Source organism: Alteromonas sp. 38 (assembly GCF_902506055.1).
GTDB classification, from domain to species: Bacteria; Pseudomonadota; Gammaproteobacteria; order Enterobacterales; family Alteromonadaceae; genus Alteromonas; species Alteromonas lipotrueae.
In genome coordinates this window covers 3,638,577-3,659,366 of sequence record NZ_LR733300.1, presented here as the reverse complement: position 1 = coordinate 3,659,366, position 20,790 = coordinate 3,638,577, and the positions used below count along the sequence as shown (strand labels likewise).

Annotated in this window: 21 protein-coding genes; 9 read left to right on the top strand and 12 right to left on the bottom strand. The window is 43.4% G+C overall.

Going from position 1 to position 20,790, the window contains the following annotated elements:
- The first annotated feature begins 58 nt into the window (after positions 1-58).
- Positions 59-607, top strand: coding sequence for a DUF3833 domain-containing protein (locus FLAVO9R_RS15865; protein ID WP_159532880.1), 549 nt, complete (start codon positions 59-61; stop codon positions 605-607).
- A gap of 26 nt (positions 608-633) precedes the next feature.
- Here the strand turns inward: FLAVO9R_RS15865 and FLAVO9R_RS15860 are convergent, their stop codons facing one another.
- From FLAVO9R_RS15860 to aceK, 3 genes are all read right to left on the bottom strand, one after another.
- Positions 634-2,085, bottom strand: a complete 1,452-nt coding sequence (locus tag FLAVO9R_RS15860) for a sensor histidine kinase (RefSeq protein ID WP_159532878.1) — start codon at positions 2,083-2,085, stop codon at positions 634-636.
- Positions 2,079-2,762 (bottom strand): response regulator transcription factor, encoded by a 684-nt coding sequence (locus tag FLAVO9R_RS15855; RefSeq protein WP_159532876.1) that lies wholly within the window; start codon positions 2,760-2,762, stop codon positions 2,079-2,081. The genes FLAVO9R_RS15860 and FLAVO9R_RS15855 overlap by 7 nt, the downstream gene beginning before the upstream one ends.
- Before the next feature lie 67 nt (positions 2,763-2,829).
- Entirely contained in the window at positions 2,830-4,560 is a 1,731-nt protein-coding gene (gene aceK / locus FLAVO9R_RS15850) for a bifunctional isocitrate dehydrogenase kinase/phosphatase (RefSeq protein ID WP_159532874.1), read from the bottom strand.
- A gap of 252 nt (positions 4,561-4,812) precedes the next feature.
- Here aceK and FLAVO9R_RS15845 point away from each other — a divergent pair, with 252 nt between their 5' ends.
- The gene (locus FLAVO9R_RS15845) at positions 4,813-5,199 is read left to right on the top strand and encodes a response regulator (RefSeq protein ID WP_159532872.1); all 387 of its coding nucleotides are present in this window, start codon (positions 4,813-4,815) and stop codon (positions 5,197-5,199) included.
- 127 nt (positions 5,200-5,326) lie between these two features.
- Here the strand turns inward: FLAVO9R_RS15845 and arsB are convergent, their stop codons facing one another.
- The 7 genes from arsB to FLAVO9R_RS15810 form a co-directional block, all read right to left on the bottom strand.
- Positions 5,327-6,340, bottom strand: coding sequence for an ACR3 family arsenite efflux transporter (gene arsB / locus FLAVO9R_RS15840; RefSeq protein WP_159532870.1), 1,014 nt, complete (start codon positions 6,338-6,340; stop codon positions 5,327-5,329).
- Positions 6,341-6,404: 64 nt separating this feature from the next.
- Positions 6,405-7,124, bottom strand: a complete 720-nt coding sequence (arsH, locus tag FLAVO9R_RS15835; protein WP_159532868.1) for an arsenical resistance protein ArsH — start codon at positions 7,122-7,124, stop codon at positions 6,405-6,407.
- Positions 7,124-7,594, bottom strand: coding sequence for an arsenate reductase ArsC (locus FLAVO9R_RS15830; protein ID WP_159532866.1), 471 nt, complete (start codon positions 7,592-7,594; stop codon positions 7,124-7,126). The genes arsH and FLAVO9R_RS15830 overlap by 1 nt, the downstream gene beginning before the upstream one ends.
- A 53-nt stretch (positions 7,595-7,647) precedes the next feature.
- On the bottom strand, positions 7,648-8,001 hold the full coding sequence (locus tag FLAVO9R_RS15825) for a metalloregulator ArsR/SmtB family transcription factor (protein WP_159534671.1): 354 nt from the start codon (positions 7,999-8,001) through the stop codon (positions 7,648-7,650).
- Between the two features lie 122 nt (positions 8,002-8,123).
- Positions 8,124-8,768, bottom strand: coding sequence for a protein tyrosine phosphatase family protein (locus tag FLAVO9R_RS15820; protein WP_232370678.1), 645 nt, complete (start codon positions 8,766-8,768; stop codon positions 8,124-8,126).
- Between the two features lie 57 nt (positions 8,769-8,825).
- On the bottom strand, positions 8,826-9,350 hold the full coding sequence (locus FLAVO9R_RS15815) for a hypothetical protein (protein ID WP_159532864.1): 525 nt from the start codon (positions 9,348-9,350) through the stop codon (positions 8,826-8,828).
- Between the two features lie 96 nt (positions 9,351-9,446).
- Positions 9,447-10,187, bottom strand: coding sequence for a hypothetical protein (locus FLAVO9R_RS15810; RefSeq protein ID WP_159532862.1), 741 nt, complete (start codon positions 10,185-10,187; stop codon positions 9,447-9,449).
- Positions 10,188-10,501: 314 nt separating this feature from the next.
- On the opposite strand from FLAVO9R_RS15810, the gene FLAVO9R_RS15805 reads away from it, so the two are divergent.
- The gene (locus tag FLAVO9R_RS15805) at positions 10,502-11,458 is read left to right on the top strand and encodes a sensor histidine kinase (protein WP_232370677.1); all 957 of its coding nucleotides are present in this window, start codon (positions 10,502-10,504) and stop codon (positions 11,456-11,458) included.
- Complete coding sequence (locus FLAVO9R_RS15800; RefSeq protein WP_159532858.1) at positions 11,455-12,099, top strand: response regulator transcription factor; 645 nt, start codon at positions 11,455-11,457, stop codon at positions 12,097-12,099. Before FLAVO9R_RS15805 ends, FLAVO9R_RS15800 begins: the two co-directional genes overlap by 4 nt.
- Positions 12,100-12,198: 99 nt before the next feature.
- Here the strand turns inward: FLAVO9R_RS15800 and FLAVO9R_RS15795 are convergent, their stop codons facing one another.
- Positions 12,199-13,347, bottom strand: a complete 1,149-nt coding sequence (locus tag FLAVO9R_RS15795) for an S-(hydroxymethyl)glutathione dehydrogenase/class III alcohol dehydrogenase (protein WP_159532856.1) — start codon at positions 13,345-13,347, stop codon at positions 12,199-12,201.
- Between the two features lie 240 nt (positions 13,348-13,587).
- On the opposite strand from FLAVO9R_RS15795, the gene FLAVO9R_RS15790 reads away from it, so the two are divergent.
- The 5 genes from FLAVO9R_RS15790 (at position 13,588) to ung (ending at position 20,267) form a co-directional block, all read left to right on the top strand.
- Complete coding sequence (locus tag FLAVO9R_RS15790; protein ID WP_159532854.1) at positions 13,588-14,463, top strand: LysR substrate-binding domain-containing protein; 876 nt, start codon at positions 13,588-13,590, stop codon at positions 14,461-14,463.
- A 329-nt stretch (positions 14,464-14,792) separates the two neighbouring features.
- Positions 14,793-17,258, top strand: a complete 2,466-nt coding sequence (gene thrA, locus FLAVO9R_RS15785; RefSeq protein ID WP_159532852.1) for a bifunctional aspartate kinase/homoserine dehydrogenase I — start codon at positions 14,793-14,795, stop codon at positions 17,256-17,258.
- Between the two features lie 59 nt (positions 17,259-17,317).
- Complete coding sequence (gene thrB / locus FLAVO9R_RS15780; protein ID WP_159532850.1) at positions 17,318-18,271, top strand: homoserine kinase; 954 nt, start codon at positions 17,318-17,320, stop codon at positions 18,269-18,271.
- Positions 18,272-18,324: 53 nt separating this feature from the next.
- Entirely contained in the window at positions 18,325-19,611 is a 1,287-nt protein-coding gene (gene thrC, locus FLAVO9R_RS15775; RefSeq protein WP_159532848.1) for a threonine synthase, read from the top strand.
- Positions 19,608-20,267 (top strand): uracil-DNA glycosylase, encoded by a 660-nt coding sequence (gene ung / locus FLAVO9R_RS15770; RefSeq protein WP_159532846.1) that lies wholly within the window; start codon positions 19,608-19,610, stop codon positions 20,265-20,267. Before thrC ends, ung begins: the two co-directional genes overlap by 4 nt.
- 140 nt (positions 20,268-20,407) lie before the next feature.
- Here the strand turns inward: ung and FLAVO9R_RS15765 are convergent, their stop codons facing one another.
- A complete protein-coding gene (locus FLAVO9R_RS15765) occupies positions 20,408-20,584 on the bottom strand; it encodes a DUF3545 family protein (protein ID WP_013782890.1) in 177 nt (58 codons plus the stop codon).
- Positions 20,585-20,790 lie beyond the last annotated feature (206 nt).

Here is a 20,790-nt window from a genome sequence, read left to right as displayed (position 1 = left end):
TTATTAAAAAAAATAAGTCGCTAAGCAGACAGCCATATAAACCAAAATCGAGGTCATTATGAAATTTATACAGCGCACGGTATTAGTCGGGCTTTTATCTTGCCTTACTCTTATAGCCGGATGTTCTACATCGGTAGATGGCAATACTTACAAACAAGTTTCACCCACTTTTAATATTGAGGAATTTTTTGCTGGCAACGTTCGGGCTTGGGGCATAGTACAAAATCGTTCTGGCGAAGTGGTTCAGCGCTTTGTGGTAGATATTGAAGGTAAAAACGAGGGCGGTACATTAACGCTAGATGAAACATTCACCTACGGCGTAGGTGAAGGGCCAAAAACTCGTACGTGGAAAATTGTTAAACAGGCCGATGGCACCTACGTGGGCAACGCGGGCGATATTGATGGCCCTGCAACAGGCACTTCATACGGCAACGCATTTAACTTTCATTACAATATGGACTTACCGGTTGATGATACAACCTATGCAGTTACCTTCGATGATTGGTTTTGGGCATTTGACGATAGCGCCATGATGAACCGCTCATACATTAGAAAATTTGGCGTGGTAATGGCTGAGGTGACTATTTTTATGCAGAAACAAAGCTAGTGTCGATTTAACAGTTTATCAAAGCATTAACGGGGGAAGGTGAATACTACGCCCAACCCGTGCCCTTGCATAAGCGGGTCGTGCACGAACCAGAGTTTACCTTTGTGCAGTTTAATAATTGCCGAAACAAGCGATAACCCCAACCCGTTCCCTTCACAGGTTCTGCTTTTATCAGCTTGGAAGAAACGACGTTCTAAACTATCAAGTTCATGTTCATCAACTCCCTTCCCATTATCATTCACGCTGATAATCACATTGGAAGACGTGGCGGTAAGTTGTAACGTAACGGTTCCGCCATCAGGCGTGTATTTTATGGCGTTATCTAGCACATTCGCTACTGCTTGAAACAGTAGGTTTGGGTCGCCGTAGAACTGAATTTTAGACAGTTGGCTAATAAGTTTAATATCTCGGTCTTCGGCCAATGGCTGATATAAATCCTCTACATCGGTTACCATGTCGCTTAGCTCGGTTTCACAAAACCCTTCTTTTTTGTGTACCGTTTCTAGTTTGCTAATGCGCAAAAGACTATTGAACATATTTAACAGTTTGTCAGCTTCGTAGGTAGTTTCGTGCCGTAGCTTTTCATCACCAATATGCTCTAAATTATTGCGTAAGCGTGCCAGCGGAGTACGCAAGTCGTGGGCAATACTGTCGCTTACTGACTTTATATTGTTCACTGCACTTTCAATGGTATCGAGCATATGATTGAACACAACAGCCAGTCGACTTAAGTCATCCCAGCTGCTGTCTATTTCCAATCGTTCTTCCAAGTTACCGGTACGGATAATGTAATCGGCAGTTTGTGCCATGCGGTTAATGCGTTTTACCACATACAGCGCGACCGCAAAGCTTATGGCTCCTAAAATACATAGCAATGCAATAATTATCCAACCAAACGTTTTACCTAGCCATTGTGCGCTGTATAAATCATCGATATTACGACCAACAAACAAAGAATAGCCGCCCCAATTTACCTCTTCATAAAGGATGCTGTTGGTTGAATCAGAGAAGGAATAGCGCGTGCTATCATGCGAGGTAATATCTTTGCCGCCAGCCAAAGCGGGTAAATTAATAATTCTTGTAAGGGTAGTGCCCGCGTCAACACTTTCACTCATGGCAGTAGGCCAAAGGGGATAGTTACCCGCGACTATTTGATTTTCACCGTCGCGAAGCACCACAATTAATCGAGAAGCTGACAGCGGGTGAGTTGTATCGGCGTGTTTCGGGCCTATCGCTAGACTGGGGGTTGCTCTCAATTGGATATTGTCAATTACCGCATCAATGCCTGCTTGTTTATGTAATAGCGTAAATGTATAGGTTTCTGCATCAACCGCAGCGCTTGCCTCACGAATAAATACATCACTGCTGGCAAGACGCCAGAAGTAGACAATAAATAAAATAGCGACAAGCGCTAACGAGGTTAGTAATACCCCAACACGGAAACTAGAACTTCGGGTGAAGTTGCCTATTGCTAACACACAACAGGATCCGCAATTCTATATCCCGTGCCTCTCACGGTTTCAATCAGAGGGACGTTGAATGCTTTATCTACTTTTTGACGCAAACGGCTAATATGCACATCGATAACATTGGTTTGCGGATCGAAGTGATAATTCCACACTTGTTCCAACAGCATGCTGCGTGTAACGACTTTCCCTTGATGGCGCAATAAGCACTCTAATAACTGAAACTCTTTTGATTGTAAGTCTATTTCAGTATCACCTCGTTGCACCTTCCTGTTCACTAGGTCAAGCGTAAGATCACCCACTTTGATTAGTGTCTTATCGCCACTTTCACGTTCTCTTCCTGCCAGCCCTTCAACACGGGCAAGTAGCTCTTCAAACGCAAAGGGTTTGGTCAAGTAATCGTTAGCGCCTGAACGTAAACCTCGCACTTTATCTTCTACTTGGCTTTTCGCACTAAGCAGTAGTACAGGGGTAAGTACGTTGTCATTTCGTAAACGTTCCAAGATGGTAAAGCCGTCTAACAAAGGAAGCATTACATCTAATACAATAACGTCTACATCTTCGGACAAAGCTTCAGCTAAGCCCTTTTCGCCATCACGCGCCGCAATGCAGCTGTGCCCTTCACCAATAAATCCTTTTTCAATGTGAGCGGCAACTTTGGGATCATCTTCAACAAGTAGCACATTCATGATTTTGGTACTTCTAATTAATGGAGTTAAATATCAACGTTTATACATTCAATCTATCGTGTTGCGATCACTTTGGGTTGCTATCAGCACCCCTATTAAAACGGACGTTGGCGTTATATGGCGTAAAATGTTGAATGTCCCCACGCGCACATTTCATCTGTACTTCATGCCAGTATTCCGGGGTCATTAGGTCGCCATGTAGCGACTTTAAAATATCTTTAAGTTTCCGTTTTCCAACAATAAAATGCTCAAACTGCTCTGGGAAAACGTCACTAGGTCCAACCGACAACATGTCCATCGCATAAGGGTCATCTGATTTGGGTAGCGCCCTAAAATGACGTTCGTTCATTAAACATATTTCATCATAGTCGTAAAAGATAACTCTGCCATGTCGCGTGATACCGAAATTTTTATGCAGCATGTCGCCAGGGAAAATATTTGCCATGGCTATTTGTTTAATACATAGCCCTAACTCGTTTAATGCGCTACGTACTTTATCTTCATCTTCTTCTTGTTGAAGGTACAAATTAAGCGGAGTCATCTTACGTTCTATATACAAGTGCTTAATGACCAGCTCGTCTTCGGTAAATTCAAGGCTAGAAGCGCATGTTTCCTTTAACTCTTCAATGAGTAATGGGTCGATGCGAGACAAGGGAAAGCGAAAGTTAACGTACTCATGGGTGTCTGCCATTCGTCCCACTCGATCTGACATCTTCACCAACCGGTAGCAGTCTTTAACATGCTCTCGGGTGATCTTCTTACTTTCGGCAAATTCATCTTTTATAATTTTAAATACCACACCATATGAGGGCAGGTGGAACACCATCATCACCAATCCTCTTATACCAGGTGCGGCCTCGAAGTGATCATCGGAGGTAGCCATATGGTCGAGGAAATTACGATAGAAGACTGTTTTCCCGTGCTTGTAGTGACCCAGCGCCATATAGAGCTCAAAGTGTTTTTTGTTGGGTAATAGTTCTTGCAGAAACGCAGCGACTTCTGCTGGGTTTTGGGTATCAGCCATGAAGTAGCTTCTGGCAAAGCCGAAGATAACGCTTAAATCACTTCTGTGTGTAAGCAGAGCATCTACGAACAAGGTATGTTCATCACTGCGTTGCAAAGAGATTACAAAAGGGAGGGTTTCTTCAGGCATGCATATTCTGCCAATGAGATATGCCGATTTCCCCCTAAAAAACGTGGGCTTTAAAAGCTCAACCGTATGAACACTGGCCAATTGCCGTGTGGTTAATCGCTTTCTAAGTGCTTCTTCAAGGTTTTGCATGTCACGTTCGTAGTTTTCAAAAGGGATACCATAGCGATAGATTTTGAAAATAGACACGTACATCTCGCGCACCGTGGTGGTGGTATCGAAGCTGTGAATGACTTTATCTCGGTCTTGTCCGGGTAAAAAGCAGCGACTGGGCAATACAAACATCATGCTGTTGTCTATTTTTCGGTGTTTGAATAAACGCCCGATCACAGAGTTATAAAAGGTTTCGGCTAGCTCAAATTGTGGGTGGCCTTCAAGTTGTCGTGCGAAGGTTTTCTTTAAGTCTTGCCAAAACTCGTCATTTTTCTTGTGCACTTCAGTTAGGTGGTAAACATCGGCAATGGCATCTGAAAGGCTTTGTTCGTAAATGGTAATGCGCTCTTTCGATGCTAGCTGAATTTCTTTCCATTGGCCTTGTTCAAACCGTGATTGGGCACCTCTCGTAATACGAGTAAACCAACGATAGCTCTTATCAAAATGGGAAAGAACTTGATAAGCAACTTTTTTAGAAAGGGTTACATCCAGCATAATTTAACCTTTAACAATATGTGATATTCGATGCGGCGCTCTGTGCTTTGTTTTTAATTTTGGCTGCATATACCTTCTAAAGTAACAAATATTTACGATAAGCTACTGGAAAATTGGCCTAAAAGTGTTTTTTTATACTTTCGTTTAATATAATCTTAAGCCTACTTTCTTCATCCATGTTTTCGACAATATATTCAACGCTGCTAATTTTATGTGGCGATGTATGTACTAGTAGATTACTAAGAGTAGACCATGAGCTTTAACATTCTGATTTGTGATGATTCGGCGCTAGCAAGAAAAATGGCGCGCCGTAACTTGCCCGATGGATTAGCGAGTGAAATTTATGAAGCATCAAATGGTGTAGATGCGCTCGAGATAATGGGGCATCATCGCATCGATTTAGTGTTGCTAGATTTAACCATGCCGATACTCGATGGGGTAGGCGTACTTGAAGAAATAAAGCGCCGAAAAATAGAAGTGTTTGTTGTGGTCATTTCAGGTGATATCCAACCGGTGATGCAAAACCGTGTGATGGAGTTGGGCGCGCTCGCTTTTATTGAAAAGCCGCTTAAACGCCTACCTTTAGAAACCACATTAAAGCGTTATGGATTTATTCTGCCAGAAACCATGGTGTGCTAAACAAACACCCTAGCGGGTAGTGATATTGAGTGTTCATACACTAATAAATACAAAAAAAGGAGCTCATTTGAGCTCCTTTTTGCGTTTAGGTTTGTGCTAACTTTTGTAGCGCTAATGAATGCTTGTGCTATTCAAACCAATGGCGGGTTCTATTCGCGAACCATACCAGTGATAACATAACTGGTACTTCAACCAGCACTCCAACAACAGTTGCGAGGGCAGCACCGCTATGTAAGCCAAATAAGGAAATGGCAACAGCAACGGCGAGCTCGAAAAAGTTAGACGTACCAATCATGCAAGCAGGTGCGGCAACATTGTGAGGTAGTTTCATTTTTTTCGCCGCAAAATAGGCTATCGCAAATATCCCGTAGGTTTGAATAAGCAACGGAATAGCAATTAGCACAATGTCTTGAGGCTGAGCCAATATTGTTTCTGCTTGAAAGCCAAACAGTAAAACAATGGTAATTAGCAACCCAAGTACCGAGAATGGCTTAAAGCGTTCGATAATAGCGGTAACTGCTTGCTCGCCTTTTTTCTCCATCTTCTTACGTGTAATAACCCCAGCGATGAGCGGCAATACCACATATAGCACCACAGATAGAATTAATGTATCCCAGGGGACTGTGATATCGGTAACACCCAGTAACATAGCCGTGATAGGGGCAAATAAGATAATCATTATCAAGTCGTTAATAGAGACCTGGACGAGGGTATAGTTTGCATCACCTTTTGTTAAATGGCTCCATACAAATACCATGGCAGTACACGGTGCTACGCCTAGTAAAATCATACCGGCGATATATTCAGTGGCCGTTTGTGGGTCTACCCAGTCGGCGAAAATGCCTTTGAAGAATAACCAGCCAAGTAGCGCCATTGTGAAAGGCTTTATTAACCAGTTCACTACTAAGGTGAGCACCAGCCCTTTGGGCTTTTTACCCACATCTTTTATGGATGAAAAATCAATTTGAATCATCATTGGGTAAATCATGAGCCAAATTAGTACAGCAATCACCAAATTAACGTGAGCATATTCAAGGCTAGCTACTAGCGCAAAGAAGTCTGGAAAAAGACTGCCGATGCTTACACCTGCAATAATACAAAGTCCTACCCATACGGATAGGTATCGTTCGAAAAATCCCATGAGACAGTGTCCTTAATGGTTTTAATGTCTTTCGTGTTGATAGTACGTGCGAGTATCGCGTCGACTAAATCGTTTTTTGGTTAACCCGTTTGCTCAATTCTTCTGCGCTTTCAACGCGCTCAGAATAGCGATTAACAAGGTGATCTTTGTTGTCGCGGGTCAGCAGGGTAAATTTCACCAGTTCTTCAACTACATCCACGATGCGGTTGTAGTAAGAAGATGGCTTCATCCGGCCATTGTCTTCAAATTCTAAAAAGGCTTTTGCCACCGAAGACTGGTTAGGAATGGTCAGCATGCGCATCCAGCGACCAAGCACACGCATTTGATTCACTGCGTTGAACGATTGAGAGCCACCACTGACTTGCATTACAGCTAAGGTTTTCCCTTGAGTTGGGCGCACCGCGCCAATGCTCAAGGGTACCCAATCGATAATACTTTTAATAATGCCTGTCATACTGCCGTGCCGTTCAGGCGAGCACCAAATTTGCCCCTCAGACCACATCATGAGCTCGCGAAGCTCTTTTACTTTTGGGTGGGTGTCATCCTCTGTGTCTGGTTGTGGCAAACCTCTAGGGTCAAAAATTTTAGCTTCACAACCATAGTATTCAAGCAAGCGCGCACTTTCTTCAATTACTAAACGGCTGTAAGAGCGCTCTCTTAACGAGCCGTAAAGCAACAATATACGCGGTTTGTGTTCAGAATACGTTTTTGCGAAGTCTTCAGCTGTAGGTGCAGGCGTAACGCTTGTCACTAAGTTATCAGAAGGTGATATTTTTTCCGACATTACTGAGCTCCTTTTTCCTGAAGCGCCTTTTTAACGTCTTCGATAGCAAGGTTACGAGATGCAATATCGCTTAGTGCGGCAACGCGGCTTTCGATAATATCGATGGTGTTGTAGAACGCTTGGGCTTTGTCTTCTTCACTACCTTCTAATTTCGAAGGATCTTCAAGACCCCAGTGCAACTTCAGAGAGTTGCCAAAGTAAACAGGACAAGCTTCACCCGCTGCTGAGTCACACACGGTAATGACGATGTCAGGTTGGTAGTCTTCAAAGTCGTCCCACGACTGGCTTTTAAGACCGTCGGTACTATAGCCACGCTCGGCAAGGTACTTTACTGACAACGGATGTACTTCACCCACAGGCTGGCTACCAGCACTACGTGCTTCTAACGATGAATTGCTTGAAGCATTAGTAATGGCTTCGCAAAGGATGCTACGGCAACGATTGTGCGTGCAGATATACAATATTTTCATTACAAAAATCCTGATGGTTTACGTCACATATTTGAAAAAAGTAAGAAGGGCGTTTAACAGCCCGCGTCACATTTAAGGTTGTTTAGCGCATCGCTAATATAGCCAGGGTTATTTGTGGCAGATAAATGAATCACTTCTTTGGCCCATGCGGGAAGCGCTGGGTTGAGGCGGTAATAAACCCACTTACCACGTCGGTCGTCAGTCACTAGCCCGCATTTACGTAAATCGGCCAGATGACGCGATATTTTGGGTTGGCTAAGATTGAGCGCGTCGGTTAAATCACACACACAAAGTTCGTCTTTAACACAAAGCATAAGCAGTGTTTTTAGCCGAGTTTCTTCCGCTAAACATTTAAACAATGAAAGTGGTGAAAGCGAAACGCATGAAGTAGAAGTTGCTGCAGTCATCATTTATCTCAAATACGCTAAATCATATATGTTGGTATCGTATATGAATTTTCGTATGTGTCAAACTTAAATGATGTTTTACTATGCTCTTGGTGATGTCGCTACCAAAATACAATTAAAAATTATTGTTCAAGAGGCTCTACCTGTGGCGTTACAGAGGTAACGAGTTGAGCATTGTGGGTTTGGTTAAAGTCATCTATGACGGTATTAATAAATTGAAACCAGGTTTGATTCGGCTGCCAGATGGCCAGTAAGTCTTGTTTAGCCAATAGCTCTGATTCACCTAATGCGGTAATGCGGTACAAATAGGTAAATACGGCACCTCGCCAATTCAATTTACAATGAGTAAGCACCTTATCATCGGTTGAATTTTCTTGAGCCATATAGCCCGTATAGTCTTTGAAATTAGCGAGGGTAGGGTGTTCCCATTCAACTTGAATGTTGTGATAGTCAAGCGATAGTGCTTCAACCATTAGCTTTTCTTGCCCTCGCTCGCCGGGAATTAGATCTATAACCCTACTTATCCCTTCGTCTTTCAATAATTGAAAATGCGCAGCAGAAGGCAAACCAGAACTAACCATACGGTCGTTATTAACTTGATAGTTGGTTAGTGAGTCGAGAGTGACTTCAATATGAGGCTTAGTTTCTGCGCTAGCGTTAGCTTCTGCGTTTTTTCGTTTTGTGCTTTCAGCTACTTGGTTCGCGCATGCATTACTCAGCGTAAATGCGATAGATAAAACTGACGCCAAAGCGACTAACATTTTCATTATAAGGTCTCTTTATTGATATTTTTAAAAGGGGTAAAACCATTAACGATTAAAGCGTTACTCTTTGCTTGCATCTTTATGTTTTTCATAACGGTCCATAGCATCTTTTAACGAATTATAGCTTTCTTTTAGCTCAGGGTTGTCGACAATTAATGAACGCAGGTGCATTTGTGATTCAATACGCATGACGCGGGTTTGAATATCAACAAGGCCTTCGTCTGGAAGCCTGCCGCCTGTTGCCATTGCAGTACCAATAAGCTGTGTTCTTTTCGCTTTTATATAACGAGATTCACACTCTTTTCGCTTTATTTTTGAGCCTTTTGGTGCTCGGTAACGACAAATAACTTCGAACTCAGGTACATCATTGTACTTGTTGAAAACATCGAAAAATTCGTATGAGCGCTGCTTGATAGCGTACTTTAATTGATGCAATTTAAGTTTAGCGGTGACTTCTATGGTTTCAATGTCGTTTTCTTTTTCAGGTACCTGCTCAGAATCTGCTTTACTAAAACAGGGGGCGGACGCAGAAAGTAACAACAGGGTAATTAGTACGTTTAGCTGTTGTTTCATTTTATTTTTCATTAAATTACAAATCCTTTTGCATGATGTAAACACACTAATACACTTTTCTGATCGATAGCAAGTGCACTATGTATTTGATGATTTTTTAACGATTGATTACGAAGGGGCAGTTGGATTAAATAACGTAAAATACTTCCTGCTTAGCCAAATAATAAAAGGGACGCCGATTAAACTTGGCAATACCCAACTTCCTAGCTGAAGTAAGGGGAGGCTTTGAAATAGGCTGCGGCCACCGAAAGCGAAAAATGCCGTGTAGGCTCCAATGCCTGAGCCAATAATATGCCCGATGTGTTGAATGACCCATGCTCCTTTGGCAATGTCTTTTTTGAATGCATATCGCGCAATACCAATGCTGTTAAATAGTGCGATAGGCGCAAAAATTTGGGTCAGTGTAATGTTGTATTTTATGCCTTGATACAACGCAATACTGGCTACAAAAAATAGTGCAGTGGGTAACCATAAGTATTCAACCTTACGAAGCTCACCTCGGTTAACTTTTACCTCTAAGACTCTTTTAGCGTGCCTGACATTGTTCCAAACCAGAAGGCTTAGCATGAGCAAGAAGATATACTGGCCTTGAAGGTAAGCAAGAAAATACTCAACAGTTTCAAAGTGCGCCGGCATCGTCGGAAAGATAAGAAGGGGCGCAAGCAGCACTAATGACGAGCTAACTACACCACTGACTGATGTCAACGTCATCGTGGCCAGATAAATATTACCTATCTTTTTATGTTGTTTTCCGCCTTTTTTGGTAAAACATGGTCCCCAAAAAAGTAACAGTGAACTTGCACCGCAAATAATGTGAAATAGAACGATAGCGCTGTGAATGTTTTGCATGACTTACACCTTAAATGTTTGATGTAGTCAGTTTGCCAATATCTTCTCTCTAGTATTAGTGCCGAAGGTCACAAGATAAAAAGTGACTTTTGGCCTATGTATTTATCGTCGCTTGAGGCAATAATAGGCGTATGAAAATACTCAAATTTTTTGACTTCGAAAGGACAAGCGCACTCATAACTTGGCTATTTGTGAGCAGTTCTGCACTTTATTACTCGTTTTCACACTATGGCGTCTCGTCGTCTAGGCCTTGGCTAACTAGTGCTGTAGTGGGTGGAATAGCATTGTGTTTTAGTGTTGTTACACGGCGAGATATGTCGTTTCCTCAGTGGCGAATACCATTGTTGGTCACATTGTATGTGCTGTCGGTGACTAGCTTATTTTTATTACCCTACAGTTATCTCGCTATTTTTCTGGTGATATGGTCAGCTTTGCTGCCCTACTATCTAGCGTGGAAAATATGTTTGGCTGTTTCTGTTATAGCCGCTTTACCGCTAGGATTGATCCACTCGTTTTATTGGCAAGACAGTTATGCATTGCTTACTGCCGCTCTATTCTGGACGTTCAATTTATTTGCCATGATGATGTCAAACGTGGCTATTAAAGAGAAGGTGGCCAGAGAAAAGTCTGATGAATTGAATCGCCAGTTAACGAGCGCTCAACAACTTATACGACAAGCTGGGCAGCAGGACGAAAGGCTGCGCATTGCCAGAAATATTCACGATGTACTTGGTCATCACTTAACGGCGCTTACCATTAATTTGCAGGTGGCGTCTCATAAAGCTAACGCTAGCGGGCTAGATGAAGTAAAGGCGCATGTCGATCAGTGCCATAGCTTAGCTAAGCTGCTACTTTCTGATGTAAGAGAAGCGGTGTCCGATATTCGTGAAAATGCGGCCTTGGATTGGCAGCAAGCGGTGAGGGCTCTGTTTAAAGATTTGCCTCGGCCAAGCCTGCAACTATCGATTGCAGATAATGTCAAAATTGAAGATGTGACCACCGCTGATACCTTACTTCGTTGCGTACAAGAAAGCCTAACGAATACCATTAAACACACTCAGTCTGCGCAACTGCGTGTCAGTTTAACCAAGCATAAAAATAGCTATTGGTTGAAACTACAAGATGAACAAGTACAGGCCGAAAGCCCTGTAAAAAAGGGTAATGGATTAACCGGAATGGTAGAGCGAGTAGAGCAGACTGGTGGAACAATGAAATTCGGCTTTAACAACCAAGGTTTTCTTATTGATATTTTATTGCCGGAGCCAATATGAGTATTCGTGTTGTATTAGTTGAAGATCAAATGTTAGTGCGACAAGGAATACGCTCTTTATTGGCATTGGATGACAGTGTAGAAGTCGTGGCCGAGTGTGATGATGGTGCCCATGTTATTGATGCACTTAACGCTAATAGAGCAGATATTGTATTAATGGATATTCGTATGCCCGAGATGACGGGTATTGATGCTTTGCGTGCAATGCGAAAGCATAACATTGATACCCCCGTTATTATGCTAACCACATTTGACGATCATGAACTGGTTACTCAAGCGATGCAGTCGGGGGCGAAAGGGTATTTGCTTAAAGATGTCTCACTTGAAACCTTAATTGACGCAATTAAGTCCGTCGTTAATGGGGATACCCTCATTCAACCAAGTGTTACCGAAAAAGTACTTAAAGGGTTACAAGGGTTAGAAGTTAACTTCGAGTCGTTTGAACAGCCAGAAGCTTTAAGCCGAAAAGAAATAGAAATTTTACGTTTGGTGGCCGCTGGTTATAGCAATAAAGAAATATCTGAGGCTATGTTCAAGTCAACCGGGACGGTTAAGAACCAAGTGTCTGCCATTATGGCGAAAATGGGCGTGCGAGACAGAACTCGAGCCGTGCTTAAAGCATTAGAGTGGGGATGGTTGTAAATAGGGAAGATAACTATAGAAGAAAAATAAACAAGACCCGCTTGGGTTCTTCACCGCGGGTCTTGTTGAGTATTACACGACAAATTTAGTGGTTAAGCGCTATTTATCCATGTGCACAACAGAACGAATACTTTCGCCTTTATGCATTAAATCGAACGCATCATTGATGTCATCAAGCCCCATTGTGTGTGTAATGAATTCTTGTAAGCCAAATTCACCATCTAGGTAGCGTTCAACAATACCAGGTAGTTCAGAGCGACCTTTCACACCGCCAAAAGCAGAACCACGCCATACTCTGCCTGTTACTAACTGGAATGGACGAGTAGATATTTCCTGGCCTGCACCGGCTACTCCAATGATCACCGATTCGCCCCAACCTTTGTGGCAGCACTCGAGTGCAGAACGCATCACATTCACGTTACCGATACACTCAAAGGAGTAATCTACGCCGCCGTCGGTCATTTCAACTATCACTTCCTGAATAGGTTTGTCGAAATTTTTAGGGTTAACAAGGTCGGTAGAACCAAGTTGCTTAGCAAGGTCGAATTTACTTTCGTTAATATCAATACCGATAATACGACTAGCGCCCGCCATACGTGCACCAATAATAGCTGAAAGCCCAATGCCGCCTAAGCCAAATATAGCAACGGTATCTCCTTCTTTTACCTTAGCAGTATTAAGCACAGCGCCCATACCCGTGGTAACGCCACAGCCTAACAAGCAGACTTCTTCAAGAGGCGCTGATTTATTCACTTTAGCCAAAGAAATTTCTGGCAATACGGTGTATTCAGAAAAAGTAGAACACCCCATGTAATGGTAAATTGGCTCACCGTCTTTCGAGAAACGACTGGTGCCATCTGGCATCAAACCTTTACCTTGGGTTTCACGAACCGCTTGGCATAAGTTAGTTTTGCCAGACGTACAGAATTTACATTCACCGCATTCCGCTGTGTATAAAGGAATAACATGGTCGCCTACTTCAACAGACGTTACCCCTTCACCTACCATTTCTACAATACCGCCACCTTCGTGGCCAAGTACTGAAGGAAACACACCTTCTGGATCATCACCTGAAAGTGTAAACGCATCGGTATGGCATACGCCACTGGCAACAATACGTACTAGCACTTCGCCTTTTTTCGGAAGTTCAACATCAATCTCTTCCATTTTTAACGGTTCACCAGCGGCCCACGCAACGGCTGCTTTAGACTTAATATGTGTCTGTCCATCTTTCAATGCTAATGACATGGCATGCTCCTAAATTAAAGTGGGTAGATAAACAACACGATGTCGTTACCTATAATTTCTTACGTTATGGAACAGATTATAGACCTGAGACTCTGCTTTATAAATACAGATTTGGTAATTCATTATTACTTGAGTGTAATAATTTGTTGGTGTTTAATTGTAAGCTAATGGCGTCTTCTAAGAACTTTTATTGACCATAGCGCCATGCTAGAAATAATTGCATCAATAAAGGTAAACGCCATGACATGGGAAGGTATAGTAGAATTTTGTGCGGTGGCCAGTACTGGCAGCTTTACAGCGGCCGCTACTAAGTTAGACACGTCGGGCGCGCAAATAAGTAGAAAAGTCGCCAATGTAGAAAAGCGTTTGGGGGTTAAGTTATTTAACCGTACCACCCGAAGTGTGTCACTCACTCAAGCCGGGCATATTTATTTTGAACAATGCCAACCCGCATTAAAAGCACTAGAAGAGGCTGAGCTCAATATTAGTCAACTTCAAAAAGTACCCCAAGGGCTTATTAAGCTCACCGCTCCGGTTGCCTTTGGCGAAGCCTTTATCGCCCCGCTTATAAATCAATTTTTAAAAAAATACGAAGGCATAGAAGTAGAGTGTCGTTTTACTAACGACACGATGGATATTATTGATGAAGGTTATGACCTAGCCATACGCATAGGTAATTTAGAAGATTCTACGTTGGTGGCCAAAAAGCTGGCTACCCGACAGCTATATGTGTGCGCCAGCCCTGAATATTTAAATGCCTTCCCTGCACCCAATAGTACCGAAATGATTAGCGAACATCAGTGCTTAGTAGGATCTCAGCCCCATTGGCGGTTTAATCATGACGGGCAAGCGCAAACCGTGCGTGTTAGGGGAAGAGTGAAGTATAACAGTGGTAATGCCCTACATCATGCTGCATTGGCCGGACTGGGTTTAGTACAGCTTCCAGGATTCTATGTGCGTGAGTCGTTAGCAGCAGGCAAGTTAATGGAAGTGCTATCATCATATCGAGATAAGCGAGAAGCGGTATGGGCATTGTTTCCATCGAACAGGCATTTAGTGCCAAAAATTCGCTTGTTAGTTGATTTTCTATCTGCACAATTAATTGATGATGATTAGTTTTTGCTACTCGATTCTAGCATCGCCTGATTGATTATCGCTTAAATCGAAACGTGAAATGTTTTGTGTTTCATTTTTTGCAATACAGTATAGTGAAAACTGCGGTTGACAGATAGACGTCTATACGGCAAATTGACCCTATGAAAACGATTCTTCTTATTGGCACTATCAGCATTATGATTACCACCTTAAAACGGGCGGTCGCTGGCTAGTGCAAGTAAGCATAAGACAACGAAAGCCCGCCCTCACAGAGAGCGGGCTTTTTTTTACTCACGTCATAGTAACCGATTTAAAGCAGTAACCTGGCGTAACCGATATAGGAGCAGCACATGAAAGTCTTAAAGTTTGGGGGCTCATCACTTGCCGACGCACCGCGCTACTTGCGCGTGAACGACATTAGCACGGCCACCCACCAAACCGATGGCGCTGCAGTGGTACTTTCTGCCCCTAAAGGGGTAACGAATGCATTGTCACTTTTATGTGAGCAGGCAGCCGCTGGCGAAGATTTCCACCCTCTATTTGACAAATTGACGTCTACCGTGACGGGTATTGCTGATGCACTAAACGAAGAGCTCAGCGGCTTCGCACACGCCGATGTTACCGACTTCATTCATGCGCAACTGCGTGTACTTAATCAACACCTCGATGGTATTAAATTATTAGGTGTTGCACCTGATAATATCGCGGCAGGTATTTTAAGTATTGGTGAGTACATCTCGGTAACGTTATTTAGCGGTATCTTAAGCGCTAAAGGCGTGAAAAATCGTATTATCGACCCGGTGACTTACATCCTTGCAGAAGGTGAGTATCTAGATAGCATTGCCGATGTTTCATTAAGTAAAGCGCGCTTTACCGATGTGCCTATCGATGGTAGTGAGTTATTGGTAATGCCTGGGTTTGTTGCTGCGAACGAGGCCGGTGAAAAAGTAACACTTGGACGCAATGGCTCTGACTACTCAGCGGCTATTTTAGCGGCTTGTATCGATGCAAGTTGTTGTGAAATCTGGACTGACGTAGACGGTGTTTATAATGCCGATCCTAATCAAGTTGAAGGAGCAGTGCTGCTTGATAAGTTAACCTATCAAGAAGCTATGGAGCTTTCGTACTTTGGTGCCAAAGTACTTCACCCGAAAACTATCGGCCCCATTGCCCAGCACCATATTCCTTGTTTAATTCGTAATACGCTGAACCCCGCGGCCCCTGGCACGTTAATCAGTAATGAAGCCAGCGAAAAGTGGACGTCGGTTAAAGGCATCTCTCAACTTGATAATGTCACTATGTTCAACGTTGCAGGCCCAGGTCTTAAAGGCATGGTTGGTATGGCAAGCCGAGTGTTTGAGGTGATGTCGAATGCGAATATCTCAATAAGCCTGATCACTCAGTCTTCTTCTGAATACTCAATAAGCTTCTGTATTCAAAGTAAGGATGCTGATCGCGCGTTAAGCTTGTTAGAAGATGCATTTGCGTTAGAGTTGCAAAACCAATTGTTAGATCCTATTGAAGTGCGCCACGATTTAGCGATTGTTACCTTAGTGGGTGACGGTATGCGTCATGCGAAAGGCTTAGCGGCACGCTTCTTTAACTCGTTGGCGCAAGCTCGCGTTAATAACGTAGCGATTGCCCAAGGGTCCTCAGAGCGTTCTATTTCAACGGTTATCGAAAACAAGCGGGCGAAAAAAGCGGTGAAGGTTATCCATCAGAATTTTTTCTCAGATCGCCATACCATTGATGTGTTTTTAGTCGGGTGTGGCAACGTAGGTACCGAACTTTTAAGCCAAATTGCAAAACAGCAACCGGCTTTACTTAATCGTAATACTCAGTTGCGTGTGTACGGTATTGCAAATAGCCGTAAGTTGTTACTCAATAGTCAAGGTATAGACCTAAATCAAGACTGGAAGCCAGCATTAGATGCGGCCAGTGAAGGGCTTTCCGTTGAACGTTTACAGCAGTTTGTGAATGATAACAGCTTGGTTAACCCAGTGATTGTAGATTGTACCAGCCACGATGCTATTGCTCAGCAATATGTAGATATGATGGAAAACGGGTTCCACGTAGTAACACCGAATAAGAAAGCGAATACCAGTTCACTAGATTACTACCGTAAGTTGAAGAAAACAGCATTATCTACGAATCGTCAGTATCTATATGAAACTACGGTAGGCGCTGGATTACCGGTAATCGACAACCTTCAAAAACTATTCAGTGCAGGTGATGTATTGCATCGCTTTGAAGGCATATTATCGGGCAGTTTGTCTTACGTATTTGGCAAGTTAGAAGATGGAATGTCGCTATCTCAAGCTACAAGTACAGCGAAAGATAATGGCTATACCGAGCCAGATCCTCGTGATGACTTAAGCGGAATGGACGTTGCCCGTAAGCTTCTTATTATGGCCCGTGAAGCAGACTTAGAACTTGAGCTTTCTGATATTGAAATAGAATCGGTACTACCAGCTGGTTTTGCTGAAGACTGTTCCATTGAAGAATTCATGACACAGTTGCCTGAACTTGATGCTGAATTTGCTAAGCGTGTAGATGCAGCTAAAGCCGAAGGAAAAGTGCTTCGCTATATTGGCAGCATTGAAGGCGACAAGTGTAAGGTAATCATTCAAGCAGTACCTGCATCTAACCCATTATCGCAAGTGAAAGACGGCGAAAATGCACTGGCTATTAACAGTGACTATTATCAGCCCATCCCTTATGTGATTCGAGGCTATGGTGCGGGTGGTACGGTAACCGCTGCTGGCGTATTCGCTGATATTTTACGTACTATGCCGTGGAAGCAAATGGCCCACTAATTGGCTTTTTTAACGTTAAAGAGCCGCTGAAGTTTAAAGAGTAATTAAAGAAAAGTATTATGAAAGCATTACGAGCATATGCGCCAGCATCTATTGGCAATGTAAGTTTAGGGTTTGATGTACTAGGTGCCGCACTTGCCCCTGTCGATGGTTCGCGCTTGGGCGACGAAGTGGATATTGAAAGTGCAGATACCTTTTCGTTAACCACGGTTGGCCCTTTCGCACACAAATTGCCTGGCGACGCAGACAGCAATATTGTGACGCAATGCTATCACTACTTTTGTGCGCAAATGGAGAAAGTCGGGAAAGCGACATCACCAGTGGCGATGACTTTATCGAAAAATTTGCCAATAGGCAGCGGTTTGGGGTCGAGCGCAAGCTCTATTGTTGCCGCTTTTGTCGCATTAAACGCTTTTTATGATTATCCCTTCGATGAAGACACTTTATTGACCATGATGGGTGAACTAGAAGGGCAAATCAGCGGTAGCATTCACTACGACAATGTGGCGCCATGTTATGTTGGCGGCATGACATTGATGACTGGGGCAACATCTCCTGTAACCTTGTCGCTGCCTTTAGTGAAAGACTGGTATTATGCTATTTGTTATTCTGGCATTAGCGTATCTACGGCAGCCGCCCGCGACATATTACCCAAGCAGGTTGATATGGCCACGGCGCTCACTTTTGGTCGCCAGTTAGGGGTGTTTGTACACGCCTTGCATGCAGGTGAAAATGATCTTGCTGCCTCGGTAATGAAAGATGTAATTGCAGAACCGTATCGTAAACAGTTACTGCCGGGTTTCGATGAAGCAAGAGCCTTCAGCGAACAAGAAGGCGCGTTAGCCTTTGGTATTTCGGGTTCCGGCCCAACCGTATTCGCCGTATGTGACAGTAAAGAAAAAGCGCAGCGTATCGTTGCCTATTTAGACGAACACTATATTCAAAATGAAGATGGCTTTAGCCATGTGTGCCAAATCCCTGAGCAGGGAACCACGGTTGGCCCTATCGCTTAATGAAGTGATACAGCAGCTAGATGTTACGGCACAACGATAAAAGGTATTAAAACGTGGAATTGGTTAATTTAAAAGACGCACAGGACACTGCCTCATTCTCTGAAGCAGTTAAAAGAGGGTTAGGTAAACAACAAGGTTTGTATTTCCCTACTCATATCCCGAAATTAGACAACATTGACGAACTGCTTGAAATGCCGTTCGCGGCGCGCAGCATAGCGGTACTTCGTGCCATTATTGGTGATGAGCTTAACAATGGCGAATTAGAAGAAATCGTGAATACCGCGTTTGCTTTTGGCGCGCCGGTAGAGCAGGTAAGCGACAACATTTATACCTTGGAGCTTTTCCACGGACCGACGTTGGCGTTTAAAGATTTTGGTGGTCGCTTCATGGCGCAAACCTTATCAAGAATTAGTGAAGGTAAACCAGTCACTATTCTTACCGCCACCTCTGGCGACACGGGTGCTGCTGTAGCGCATGCGTTTCACGGTATTGAAAATATCAATGTGGTCATTCTTTTCCCTAAAGGCAAAATTAGCGCCCTGCAAGAAAAGCTGTTCACCACCCTTGGTGGCAATATCCATACAGTAGCCGTTGAATCTGATTTCGATGAATGTCAGTCGCTAGTAAAAGCTTCATTCGACGACCCAGACATTCGTGAAGGTTTACACCTTAACTCGGCGAACTCAATTAATATCAGTCGTTTGCTAGCCCAAGTATGTTATTACTTTGAAGCGGTAAGCCAATTACCTAAAGATAAGCGTGATCAACTGGTTATCTCGGTACCAAGTGGTAACTTTGGTAACTTAACCGCGGGTATGATTGCCAAATCAATGGGATTGCCAATTAAACGCTTTATCGCTGCCACTAACGCCAACGATACTGTGCCACGCTATTTAAAAACTGGCGAGTGGGCGCCGAAGAAGACTGTTGCTACTATGTCTAACGCGATGGATGTTAGCCAACCTAACAACTGGCCGCGCATTGAAGCCTTAATCGAGCAAGGCTATGTTGATAAAGGCTGCTTAAAAGGCGAAATGGTAGATGAAGAGTACACTCAGTTGGCTATGCGCCAATTAGCGCAACTGGGTTATACCAGTGAGCCTCATGCCGCTATTGCTTACCGTGCAGTTAGCCACGACTTAGAAGACGGCGAAATTGGCCTATTCTTAGGTACTGCGCATCCTGCGAAATTCCGCGAAACGGTAGAAAACGTGCTGGGCACGCCTATTAGCTTGCCTAAGCCATTAGCTGATGTAGCCGGTGAAGACAGCCTTGCTGTTGATTTGCCTGCATCTTACGATGCGCTTAAACAGCATATGTTGGATTTACTAAAAGCGTGACCACATGGGCACAAGCATTGGGCAGTGAAGAAGATAAGCCTTACTTCAAAGCCCTAATGCAAAAAGTAGCATCTGAACGTGAAGCGGGTAAAGTCATTTACCCGCCTTCAGAAGATGTATTTAACGCACTGACGATGACACCGCTAGAAAAAGTAAAGGTGGTGATATTAGGTCAAGATCCTTATCACGGCCCACATCAAGCTCATGGCTTATGCTTCTCGGTATTACCAAATATTAAAACACCTCCCTCGCTGGTTAATATTTATAAAGAATTAGCCAATGATATTACCGACTTCTCCATCCCGAACCACGGCACGCTTACGCCGTGGGCAGAACAAGGCGTACTGCTGCTTAATACGGTGTTAACGGTAGAGCAGGGCAAGGCACATAGTCATGCTAAGTGGGGATGGGAAACCTATACCGATGTGGTAATAGAGGCAGTTAACACGCACGCAGAAAACGTGGTGTTTTTATTGTGGGGAAGTCACGCACAAAAGAAAGGCAAGCATATCAGATGCACTAAGCATTGTGTGCTTCAAGCGCCGCATCCGTCACCGTTATCGGCCTACAGAGGCTTCTTTGGTTGTCACCATTTTAGCGACACCAATGCCTACCTAACCAGCAAAGGGCTTTCACCCATTTATTGGCAGGTATAGTCTTTGGCAGTTGTAGTCTCTTGAAAAGATCGCGGTTAACAAAAGGCAAACGCCTTTCTTTCGCAACTTTGAATGCCGCTTTAAAAAGTAAGAAACCAGAAAGTAAAAAGGCCGCCTGTTATTAGCAGGCGGCCTTTATATTATCTTTCCAGTGTTTCTAACTCGTATTCGAAACCACAATCGAGTTCGGAGAGCTCCTTTTCCAGTTTGAAGCGATCTTGAAGCGCTTCAATCTCTCTCCACTTGCGTTTTTTACTTTTTGTTTTCGCTGGGCTTGCTTCAATATCTAACATGGCAAATAAGTCTGATTTGTCCACTGGGATTCTCCTTTTTATTACCACTACAACAATACAGAGTTTGATTTTTTATTCCCTCTGTATAATTTTGTATCACAGCCACAACTAAAATAAAACAAGTAAATTTACTTTTTATTAACAAATTGTGACAGTATGATGACACAGGGAGATATCGTCAGTGTGTTTAGCAAAACAGTTAGCAGGTTACATACTTAGCAGCGAGTTAG

What these genes read in the sequence shown, in the direction of transcription:
- FLAVO9R_RS15800 (WP_159532858.1), top strand. Translation starts at nt 11,455, where the DNA reads ATGAGTATTCGTGTTGTATTAGTTGAAGATCAAATGTTAGTGCGACAA.
- FLAVO9R_RS15795 (WP_159532856.1), bottom strand. Translation starts at nt 13,347, where the DNA reads ATGTCATTAGCATTGAAAGATGGACAGACACATATTAAGTCTAAAGCA.
- FLAVO9R_RS15820 (WP_232370678.1), bottom strand. Translation starts at nt 8,768, where the DNA reads ATGAAAATGTTAGTCGCTTTGGCGTCAGTTTTATCTATCGCATTTACG.
- thrA (WP_159532852.1), top strand. Translation starts at nt 14,793, where the DNA reads ATGAAAGTCTTAAAGTTTGGGGGCTCATCACTTGCCGACGCACCGCGC.
- aceK (WP_159532874.1), bottom strand. Translation starts at nt 4,560, where the DNA reads ATGCTGGATGTAACCCTTTCTAAAAAAGTTGCTTATCAAGTTCTTTCC.
- FLAVO9R_RS15810 (WP_159532862.1), bottom strand. Translation starts at nt 10,187, where the DNA reads ATGCAAAACATTCACAGCGCTATCGTTCTATTTCACATTATTTGCGGT.
- thrB (WP_159532850.1), top strand. Translation starts at nt 17,318, where the DNA reads ATGAAAGCATTACGAGCATATGCGCCAGCATCTATTGGCAATGTAAGT.
- arsH (WP_159532868.1), bottom strand. Translation starts at nt 7,124, where the DNA reads ATGTCGGAAAAAATATCACCTTCTGATAACTTAGTGACAAGCGTTACG.
- FLAVO9R_RS15855 (WP_159532876.1), bottom strand. Translation starts at nt 2,762, where the DNA reads ATGAATGTGCTACTTGTTGAAGATGATCCCAAAGTTGCCGCTCACATT.
- FLAVO9R_RS15825 (WP_159534671.1), bottom strand. Translation starts at nt 8,001, where the DNA reads ATGACTGCAGCAACTTCTACTTCATGCGTTTCGCTTTCACCACTTTCA.
- FLAVO9R_RS15790 (WP_159532854.1), top strand. Translation starts at nt 13,588, where the DNA reads ATGACATGGGAAGGTATAGTAGAATTTTGTGCGGTGGCCAGTACTGGC.
- FLAVO9R_RS15805 (WP_232370677.1), top strand. Translation starts at nt 10,502, where the DNA reads ATGTCGTTTCCTCAGTGGCGAATACCATTGTTGGTCACATTGTATGTG.
- FLAVO9R_RS15865 (WP_159532880.1), top strand. Translation starts at nt 59, where the DNA reads ATGAAATTTATACAGCGCACGGTATTAGTCGGGCTTTTATCTTGCCTT.
- FLAVO9R_RS15830 (WP_159532866.1), bottom strand. Translation starts at nt 7,594, where the DNA reads ATGAAAATATTGTATATCTGCACGCACAATCGTTGCCGTAGCATCCTT.
- arsB (WP_159532870.1), bottom strand. Translation starts at nt 6,340, where the DNA reads ATGGGATTTTTCGAACGATACCTATCCGTATGGGTAGGACTTTGTATT.
- FLAVO9R_RS15815 (WP_159532864.1), bottom strand. Translation starts at nt 9,350, where the DNA reads ATGAAAAATAAAATGAAACAACAGCTAAACGTACTAATTACCCTGTTG.
- FLAVO9R_RS15845 (WP_159532872.1), top strand. Translation starts at nt 4,813, where the DNA reads ATGAGCTTTAACATTCTGATTTGTGATGATTCGGCGCTAGCAAGAAAA.